The 9,356-nt window shown below is 66.9% G+C and carries 8 protein-coding genes; all 8 read left to right on the top strand.

Annotation, left to right across the window (positions count from 1 at the left end):
- The first annotated feature begins 133 nt into the window (after positions 1 to 133).
- The 8 genes from VGO20_RS24390 to VGO20_RS24355 all read left to right on the top strand — a co-directional run bounded on the left by VGO20_RS24390 (position 134) and on the right by VGO20_RS24355 (position 9,153).
- Positions 134 to 1,444, top strand: a complete 1,311-nt coding sequence (locus VGO20_RS24390; protein WP_327504996.1) for a hypothetical protein — start codon at positions 134 to 136, stop codon at positions 1,442 to 1,444.
- The gene (locus VGO20_RS24385; RefSeq protein ID WP_327504995.1) at positions 1,422 to 2,627 is read left to right on the top strand and encodes a hypothetical protein; all 1,206 of its coding nucleotides are present in this window, start codon (positions 1,422 to 1,424) and stop codon (positions 2,625 to 2,627) included. The genes VGO20_RS24390 and VGO20_RS24385 overlap by 23 nt, the downstream gene beginning before the upstream one ends.
- Positions 2,624 to 3,454, top strand: coding sequence for a hypothetical protein (locus VGO20_RS24380; RefSeq protein ID WP_327504994.1), 831 nt, complete (start codon positions 2,624 to 2,626; stop codon positions 3,452 to 3,454). Before VGO20_RS24385 ends, VGO20_RS24380 begins: the two co-directional genes overlap by 4 nt.
- Before the next feature lie 63 nt (positions 3,455 to 3,517).
- The gene (locus VGO20_RS24375) at positions 3,518 to 6,208 is read left to right on the top strand and encodes an ATP-binding domain-containing protein (RefSeq protein WP_327504993.1); all 2,691 of its coding nucleotides are present in this window, start codon (positions 3,518 to 3,520) and stop codon (positions 6,206 to 6,208) included.
- Between the two features lie 86 nt (positions 6,209 to 6,294).
- Positions 6,295 to 7,605: an IS701 family transposase gene (locus tag VGO20_RS24370; protein WP_327504992.1), complete on the top strand. Its 1,311-nt coding sequence runs from the start codon at positions 6,295 to 6,297 to the stop codon at positions 7,603 to 7,605.
- A 431-nt stretch (positions 7,606 to 8,036) separates the two neighbouring features.
- Positions 8,037 to 8,159 carry a hypothetical protein gene (locus VGO20_RS24365; RefSeq protein ID WP_327504991.1) on the top strand — a complete coding sequence of 41 codons (123 nt, stop codon included), beginning with the start codon at positions 8,037 to 8,039 and terminating at the stop codon, positions 8,157 to 8,159.
- Positions 8,160 to 8,195: 36 nt separating this feature from the next.
- Positions 8,196 to 8,318 (top strand): hypothetical protein, encoded by a 123-nt coding sequence (locus VGO20_RS24360; RefSeq protein WP_327504990.1) that lies wholly within the window; start codon positions 8,196 to 8,198, stop codon positions 8,316 to 8,318.
- 394 nt (positions 8,319 to 8,712) lie between these two features.
- Positions 8,713 to 9,153, top strand: coding sequence for a GIY-YIG nuclease family protein (locus VGO20_RS24355; RefSeq protein ID WP_327504989.1), 441 nt, complete (start codon positions 8,713 to 8,715; stop codon positions 9,151 to 9,153).
- The last annotated feature ends 203 nt before the right edge of the window (positions 9,154 to 9,356 follow it).

Below are 9,356 nucleotides of genomic sequence, written 5' to 3'. Positions count from 1 at the left end.
CCCCCCACAACGACTTAGATCGTATGGATTCTCGCCCGAACAAACTCCTTCTCGCCATAATAAAACGTGGATTTACATCCTGCTTTGAGGATGATCACCTCAGATCCGATCACGCCCTGGATGGAGACACGCGATGGCGCTCGCCCGCAAAGGCACCAAGAGAGATTTCCTGCTCGACGACTGCTGCTTGGCCGACACCCCGTTCCGGGTGGCCGACATTTACAACCCCGACAGCCCGGGCGTGTACGTGCGGGAGATGTACGGGGCGCAGCTCGAGGAATTCCATCGCAAGTTCTTCCTCGTGCCCCTCGACCGCAAAAGGCGCCAGACGATCGGGGCCGTGTGGTCGAGCCACACGGGCGACAGTGAGGGGCGTGGGTTCGGGAAGTCCATGCTGATGTGCGAGGAGAGTCGCCTGGTGAACAGGGACTTCGGCGCGGCGCTGCTCAAGAGATTCGACATCGAGGACGAGGACGTCGCCGGGAACCCCTTCATTGCGGGCTATTGCGGGTTCGCGGAGAACATGAACATCAAGACCTTCTCTGCCGCCTTGCTGGAAGGCGTGGTGTTCGCCCTCCGCTGCGAGCATGGCGAGCACAATGTCCACCGCGAGCTGCGCGGCCGTGCCGCAGACCGGCTGGGCGCGGCAGCCCCCTACAAGGGCGAGACCATCAAGAGGGCGTTGGTGCAAGCCCTGTCGAGCTACAGGAACCTGCCCATCCAGCTCACACAGCGCCAGGTCTCCGGGTTCATCGACGCGCTCTGCCACGACGACACCGACGCGCTGGCGGACTACGTGCGCGAGCGCATCGGGCCGCGGATCAAGGCGTCTCTAGGCTTCCACTTCGTGCATGTCTTCGACGCCTTCGCCAGCTTGGCGGGCATCGCCCACGTGGTCTACTTCGTGGATCAAGTGGAGAACTTCGCCAAGTGGGCCCGCCGCCAGGGACGGGACGTGCGCATCCTGCGGGAGTCGATGTGCCAGACGTCACCGACGGCGGACATGGCCTCCTTCGTGTTCCAGATGCACATCAACGCCCAGCAAGAGCTGGAACCGATCTGGCAGGCAGAGCACCTTCCCTCCCTCGACTATGCCTTGCCCATCAACCAGCCCCGCATCGTCGACCTGAAGGGCCTGTCCACCCCGACGCACGCCCGCAATCTCACCGCCGAGCTGCTGGCGGCGAAGCGGCCGGCGGGGCGGTCACCCCCGACACCGCTCCATCCCTTCAACGAGGACGTCTTGGAGTTGGTGCGCCTCGGCGTCGACGGCAACCCTCGCAGGTTCCTCGAGACGCTCAACACCATATTGACCCAGGCGGAGCTGGATGGACGCAAGACCATCGACCTCACCTACGTCCAGCCCTTCATCGACGCGGGGGCAGGTCAGTTCCGCGTCGTGGACGACGAGGAGGAAGACGATGTCAGCAATCCCGTCCGGTGATCCCGCGGCCATGCCGGAGACCGACAGCATCCCGCGCATCAGCGCCAAGGACATGATGCTCTCCATCCAGGCAATGGGCCGCGGCCAGGCATCGACCTTGGAGGAGCTACGGCTGAAGCTCAACCTGAGCCGCGGGGTGACGGCCCGGCTCGCCAACTACTCGGTGGCCCGCGACGTGGCGGCCGAGCTCGGGCGGCAGGGTTATGCCGAGGTCGGCGCGCTTCCCAAAGACGCCAAGTCCTACGAGAGCAAGATGCACACCCGGATCGCGCTCACCGAACGTGGCAGGGACCTCGCCGACCTGCTCCGCTCCGATCGCGCCCGCGCCTACGAGGTCCTCCTCAGGTCATTCCACGCGAGCCATCCCTACTTTCGCCGCTTCGTGGCCGCGGTCAAGGACGGTGCCTTCCTCACGCCCATCATCTCGAGCATCGAGGAACACCTCTCCCCGAGGTACAAGTCCACCCGTCTCTTCGCCGAGGACATCGAGCGCGGCACTTTCGAGCCCGAGGGACTCCTCACGTCTGTCAGCGGCCGCCTCGGTCGGCCGTTGACGTCGGCGGAGGAGGACGAGATCAGGACCGGCGTGGCCCTTCTCGCCCAGCAGATCCGGACCGCGGCGACCACGGAATCCTTCCCGGAGTTCTCGCGGAAGGCCTTGTCGCGACTCAATGAGGTCGTCGTGCCGGCCGTCCTGCGCTCCCACGGTCTGGGCTTCGACTACAACACCCTTCGCCGGCTCTGGACGATGGGCCGGGAGTTTCAGATCTGCTGGGCCACGTCCGCGCACCCGCGCTTCGACGCATGGGTGACCTTCGAGACCGCGACCCTGGTCCTCTCGACCGACGGGCGAGCGATCGAGGGCGTGCGCTTCGAGAACGGGCTGGCGACGCTCAGGGATGGGTTCCTGGACCGAGTCCATAGGGTGTACTTGCAGATGAGGGAATTGGGGCGCCCCAGCGTGGTGCTGGCATGGGAGCTGCGCGCCTCCTTCTGCTTCGAGCACCGGTGCTCCCCGGGCGTGTTCGACCGGCTGTTCGCCGAACACTACAACGGCTCCGACGTCTACGAGATCGCCAAGGACTTCCCGCGCAACAAGCCCCTGCACGAGGACCCACTCGTGCTGGGGGACCGCCAGATCGGCCTCATCCGAATCACCAAGAAGCAGCAGGAGGCGTCATGATCGACCACTTCGCGGTCCGGCGCGACGGGCGGCTTCACCCCCTGCTCTATGCGCTCCCCTTGAACTGCTTCGCGCTCGCCAGGTACTGGGATGGGAGCACCCTCACCGGTCCGACTCGAGGCAGGGCGTTCGAGAACGCCTTCTATCGCGCCTGTGAGCGGTCGGGCCTGCCCCTGGACGAGCGGGCAGGGTCGAGGACGCTCCGGGGGGCGGCCACGGCGTCAGGGTTCTCCCATGAGAGCGACGCCGTGTTCGTCGCGCCCGACGTCACGGTCCACGTGGAGTTGAAGCACCTGTCCAGCCCGGTCTCCAAGACGGACCTGATGGTCTTCAACCAGAAGGGCCTGGACTTCCTGCTGGGCGGGGATCCCCGACTTTGCCGCCGTCCGCTGCACCGCGTGTTCGTCAGCGGATCGAGGCTCTCCGACGAGGCGCGCCGGTTCGCGCTCGTCTGGGGCATCGTGACGGTGGAGCCGGACCGGCTGCCCCTGCCGCTGCTGCACTGGATCCTCGGCTCGAGCCTGGCCCCGCCGCGCGGCCTCCGCACCGCGCCGGAGGAGGCTTGGCGATGGATCCCCATCATGGTCGCGGCGTTGCAGGACCGTCTGCGCCGCATGGCCGAGTGCGCCGGTGGCGGTGAGGATGTGCTGGCGCGCGGACGCATCGACCATGCACTGGTGACCTTACAGCGAGATGACGGCGCCCTCTTCTGGCGCGCGCTCGACGCCCAGGATCCGCTCTGGCTGGAGCATGTGTGGGCTGGGCTGGTCGGGACCCGACCAGCGCCTTCGAAGGCTTCTTTCGGATCGCCGGTATCGGCTATCTAAAGTGTTAAAGAGCGCCGTGCGGCGGTGCGCCGCCCCACGTCTCCGGCTTGGCAGTGAGGACACATGACGATTTCGCAGAATGCGCGGGACCGTATCGAAGCCGTCGCCCAGGACGCACTGGGCCTGTTCGAGCGGGTGGCCGCGACCGCCGGGGCGAGGCTCGACGGCCACAGAGGAGTGGACGAGGTAGTCCTCGCGAATCCGAGCAGCCTGACCTCGAACGATGCCATGCGGCACCTGCATCGGACGTCGGAGGAGACCAGGAGGGACCTCCTCAAGCTCAGGGAGGAGCCGGCCATCGCGCGCGTCGTCGTCTTGGACGAGGACGGGGAGAAGCGCACCTACTACATTTCGCGCGGGACGCCGGTCGGGTCCAGCCACAACGGTGCCTTGCTCGCGAGCTACCGCGCTCCCGTCGGCCGGTTGGCGGCGTTGCCCGTGGGGTGCGAGACCACCGTGTGGCTGCCCGGTGGCGAGGAGGTGGTCGAGGTTGTCGAGCGGACGCGGCTTCGGCCGAGGAGGACGGACTCCGACTGGGACTCCGTGGGGACCGTGTTCGAGGCCGACGGGGATGGTCCCTTCACGGTGGACTCCCTGCGGAAGCTGCTGGGCCTGGACGGGGAGGCCGGGCTGGACCTGGTCGGGCAGCTGCTGGCTGAAGAGGCTGAAGCCTCCAACCTCCGGGAGGGAATTCGCCGCGCGCTCATCACGAAGATGGGACTGCGCGACCAGCCCATCCTCGACCGCTACCAGGACGAAATCTTCAGGCTGCCGCTCGGGAGCCGGCTCCTGATCCTAGGACCGCCCGGCACCGGCAAGACCACGACCCTCATCCGGCGCCTCGGCCAGAAGCTGGACCGGACTTCCCTGGACGAGGCCGAGGCCGGCGCCGTGGAGGTCGCCGAACGCCCCGGGGGCATCCAGCATGCCCAGAGCTGGCTCATGTTCACGCCCACCGAACTCCTCAAGCAGTACGTGAAGGAAGCCTTCGCGCGCGAGGACATCCCCGCCTCGGACCACCGCATCAGGACCTGGGCGGAGTACCGCCGGGAGGTCGCGCGCAATACGCTGAGCGTCCTGCGCACCACGAACGGCGGTGGTCCCTTCGTTTTTAGAGAGTCGGCCTCCCATCTCTCGCCGGGCACTCTCGAAGACCAAATCAACTGGTTCTCCGACTTCGACTCGTGGCAGGCCACCGCCTTCTGGGACGAGCGCCGCGCCACGGCGCGAGCCTTGGTCGAGAACGCCGACAAGGGCGCGGCGGCACTGGGACGCAAGCTGTCCGCGGCCCTGGAGGGAGTCGGCCGAGGATCAGGGTCGGCGACGCTGGCCGAACTCGTGGCGGCCGGCGGCGAGATCCAGTCCTTCGTCGGCGGCCTCAAGGCGGGCACCGACAAGGCCATCCGCGCGTCGCTGAACCTGCAGGTCAACCGAGACAGGACGTTCGTCGACCGGCTTGCCGATGTCCTCGACACCCTGAGCGGCGAGGGAGAGGAGGCGGACGAGGAGATCGACGAGGAGGAGGACGCGCCCCAGCCCAAGGCCGGACGCGGCGCCGCAATGGCCGCCTATGGCCAGGCTATCCGCGCCCTGGCGCGGGCGCAGGTCCAGAAGAGGGCCGTTGGAAAGGCCTCGCGCAATGGCCGGATCCTGGAGTGGCTCGGCGACTGTGTCCCGACCGAGCTTGAGCTCCTCGACATGGGGGAGAGCCTGGTCGTCCAGGGACTCGCCCGGCGCTTCGCCAATCCCGTGCAGAAGTACCTGGGCGGTATCCCGGCCCGATACCGCCGTTACCGGCGGCTCCGCCAGTCCGAGGGCCGCTGGTACAAGGCGGACGGCTTCAACCCCGGTGACCTCGACCCGCTGGAGGCGGACGTGATCATCCTGTCGGTCCTGAGCTCAGCGGAGGCGCTGGCCCGCGAACGCCGCATCGTCCGCGACATCGAGGCGCCGGCCTATGAGGCCTTGCGAGCCCTGGGGACGTTGTACAAAAACCAGATCCTGGTGGACGAGGTGGCGGACTTCTCGCCGGTCCAGCTGGCCTGCATGGCGGGGCTGTCTGTCCCAGGGATCGACTCGTTCTTCGCCTGCGGCGACTTCAACCAGCGGGTCACGGCGTGGGGAAGCCGGTCCGTCGAGCAAGTGCGATGGGCTTGCCCAGGCATCGACGTGAAGGCCATCACGGTGGCCTATCGCCAGAGCCGACAACTGAACGACTTCGCGCGACGGATCGTCGCGACCTCGGGGGATGGCGGGGCGACCTTGCCCGAGCACGTCGACAACGAGGGCGTCATGCCGGTGCTCGGCAGGAACCTGCCCGACCACCCCTCCGTCGCCGCATGGCTCGCGCGGAGGATCGCCGAGATTGAGGTCTCCGTGCGTCAGCTGCCGTCGGTCGCCGTCCTCGTCAACGGCGAGGGCGAGGTCCACCAGATGGCCGAATGCCTTAACGAGGCCCTGGCGGACATGAACATCCGCGCGGTGGCCTGTCCCAACGGGCAGGTGATCGGCCAGGACAACGACGTGCGGGTGTTCGACGTACAGCATATCAAGGGCCTCGAGTTCGAGGCCGTGTTCTTCGTCGGTGTCGACACGCTCGCCGCGGACCATCCGCAGCTTTTCGACAAGTATCTCTATGTCGGGGCCACCCGGGCTGCGACGTACCTGGGCCTGACTACGGGAGGTACGGACCTGCCTCAGGGCTTGGCATCGCTGGCTTCCCTCCTCGGCGAAAGATGGGATGTGGCTTCTTGACCGCTGCTAATACTACAGCTGGGTTTTTGAGCGGGAATGCGGGCGGCGAGAGTTGTTGAGCTAGGATCCGATGAGAGGGTCCGAGCATGACAACGATTGCCGTGGCGCAAAGCTGGGGCGATGCCTTGGACGCGCTGGTCGAGGGGATCGCGCAGCGGTTCCGGCGTGTCGAGGCGCGCCGCCGGGCGGGGAGCTACCTGCGTGGCCTGCTGGCGCCGCTCGAGCGCAAGAACGGCTGGCACCTCGCCGAGGCTGCGGGCGACCGCTCGCCGGCCGCCGTGCACGACTTCCTGACGCGCATGCGCTGGGACGCCGATGCCGTACGCGACGACCTGCTGGCCTACGTCGGGGACCATCTCGGCGATCAAGGCGCCGTCCTGGTCCTCGACGAGACCGGCTTCCTCAAGAAGGGCTGCCGCTCGGTCGGCGTGAAGCGCCAGTATTCCGGCACCGCCGGCCGCATCGAGAACTGCCAGGTCGCCGTGTTCCTGGGCTACGCCAGCCGCCATGGCCGGGTGCTGGTGGACCGGGCGCTCTACCTGCCCGAGGACTGGACGGCGGACGAGGCGCGCCGGCGGGCGGCCGGGATCCCGGAGGACATCACCTTCGCGACCAAGCCGAAGCTCGGGCGCGCCATGCTGGAGCGGGCCGTCGCGGCGGGCCTGCCGTGTGCCTGGGTGACAGCCGACAGCGTGTACGGCGGGGACTACCTGCTGCGCCTGTGGCTGGAGCGCCTGCCGCTCGGCTACGTCGTGGCGGTGACCAGCAAGCAACGCGCGCCGATGGGCTTCGACACCGTCAAGGACCGCACGGCGGCGCGGATCCAGGCGACGGACTGGATGCGGCTGAGCGCCGGAGACGGCGCCAAGGGACCCCGCCTGTACGACTGGGCCCACAAGGCCTATCCGTCGATGCGGGAGGGCTGGAGCCGGGGTCTTCTGGTCCGCCGCTCGATCAGCCAGCCGGACAAGCTGACCTACTATCTCACCTTCGCGCCGGACGGGACCCCGGTGGCGGAACTGGTGCGGATTGCGGGCACGCGCTGGACCATCGAATCCTGCTTCGAGGCGGCCAAGGGCGAGGTCGGGCTGGACCAGTACGAGGTGCGCACCTGGACGGCGTGGCACCGCCACGTCACGCTCGCGCTGTTTGCCCTGGCCTTCCTGACCGTCGTGCGAGCGGCGGCCATCGGGGGGAGAGGAGCCGACCGATCTGCGGGCCGAATTCCTGCCGCTCACCGTGCCGGAGATCCGCCGCCTGCTCGTCGGCCTCGTCGCTCCGGCACACCCCGCGCCCGCCGCCGTTATCACGTGGTCGTGGTGGCGAAGACGCCATCAGAACGTGCCCGACGATCCCATTGGAAACGGCGAGCTCAGACCTGTGATCCCCAGCTGTAGTACTAAGTCCTTGTCTCGTTTTTTTTAGGAACGCGACACAGAACAGGAAGAAAGCAACGGTTGGCAGACAAATTAGGAACATGAACATCCCGCATCTATAATGAATCTACTATGAATATCATAAATCATTTATCCTGAATTGAAGTGACAGGCTAGCACTTCATAGGGTCGGCGACTTGGGCATACGATGAAGAAAGCCAGGACCTGATGAGGGCCCTCTGGACGGTCGGCTTCGCGATGGGCTTCGCATTCCCGCGGCTCACGATTGTGTCGAATGCCGCGACCTGCTGCGCGGTATCGGCGACGGCGACCTGGACGTGCTGTTCCACGGCGGAGTGGCCTTGCCTCCTGGAACCGAGGTCCGAGTATTCCACCCGTCCGACCGCGCGCCTGCGGAGGGGGCGGTTGCGGCCGTCGGAGCCGGATGGCAGGTGACCGTGCACGCCATTCCGGCGGCCGAGGCGGAACACGGCCGTTTCCTGGCCGGCCATACCTATCGCGGATCCGGCCTGGACTTCGACCGCCTCAAGGACGACGTCACCCTTATGGACTGAGCCGCGCCATCGATCCCAAAGGACTTTGGGTTCTGCGTGCTCATGCAGCTCGTGCGCCCGGATCTTTTCAATCCCGACGGGGACAGGTTCGAGCAGCTGGCGCGGCTGCCGGAGGCGACGATCCGGAACAACAAGGCCACCGTCACGGACCTGCAGTGAAACCGGCTATTCTAGCCGATCAATGTCCACAATCGCGAGTACGGCGACAGCCCGGAGGACGCCCACTTCTATCGCACCCTGAGCGAGTTCACCCTCGACGGACGCTCCTGCACCTCCTGAACTCCGCCAAGGTTCCCGCACGCGCCGCGCACGAGGCGCCACCCGGCAGCGACCTCCTGACCGCCGTCGGGAGGCCAAAGCATGCATTCGATGCTCGCTTGTCGGCATACGTGCCAAGCATGCATTGTTCGGTGTCCTGGCCCGAGATGCTGTTCCATCCGACCACTGCCGGGCCGGGCGAACCGAGATTCCGCATCCCGTCTGAGGCGCCAGGAGATCGCGACCAGCCCTCCGCCACATTCCCCGCGCCGTCCTTGACGAACCGAGAGGAACAATGACGCGACCGAACGTGCCCTCCACACCAGGACTGTACATCGTCACCCTGAAGAACAAACAGAGGATATCCGTCAACCGGAACGACAGGCGCATAGCCCACCTGTGCATCACCGTGAACCCGGAGAACTGCAAGTTCGGGCATGCGAAAGATCTTGCCAGACGCTACCGGGACTATTGCTCGGTCTTCAGGGAGCGAAACGTGGTCTTCCATCCGATCGCCACGCTGCTGAATCCGAGGGCGATCGAAAGGGCGGTTCTCGACGAACTCCGGCCGTACCGTAAGTCGGGCCGGGCACGCCGCCTCACCGAATGGCTCGAAGACGGCTTCCCCGCGCGGCAGGTCGCGGACCTTGCCGCGAAGGTGCTCGCGGAGCACGCCCCGCAACATGTGCGCCTTCCCGGCATGAACTTGCTGCTCTGTCTCGCCCGACCCGGTTGAGCGAGCCCTTCGACGGCCGTCGTCTGGAGCCGTTCCGGCGCTCTCCTCGGCCCTTGGCGCGGGCGCGCGGCACGAAGGCATTGGCCGGCGCTGCAGGCAGGAACCCGGGCGGTGCCCGCTGGCGCAGGAGGCGCCTGGACAGATATCTCACCTGGAGGCCCGCCGAGCGCCCCTCACGGCCGGCGGCTATCGCGGGAGCCTCA

Origin of the sequence: Arenibaculum sp., from assembly GCF_035998295.1 — a bacterium.
GTDB lineage: Bacteria > Pseudomonadota > Alphaproteobacteria > Azospirillales > Azospirillaceae > DASYHS01.
Note: the sequence above shows the minus strand (reverse complement) of the source record. Positions and strands in the feature narration are given on the sequence as shown.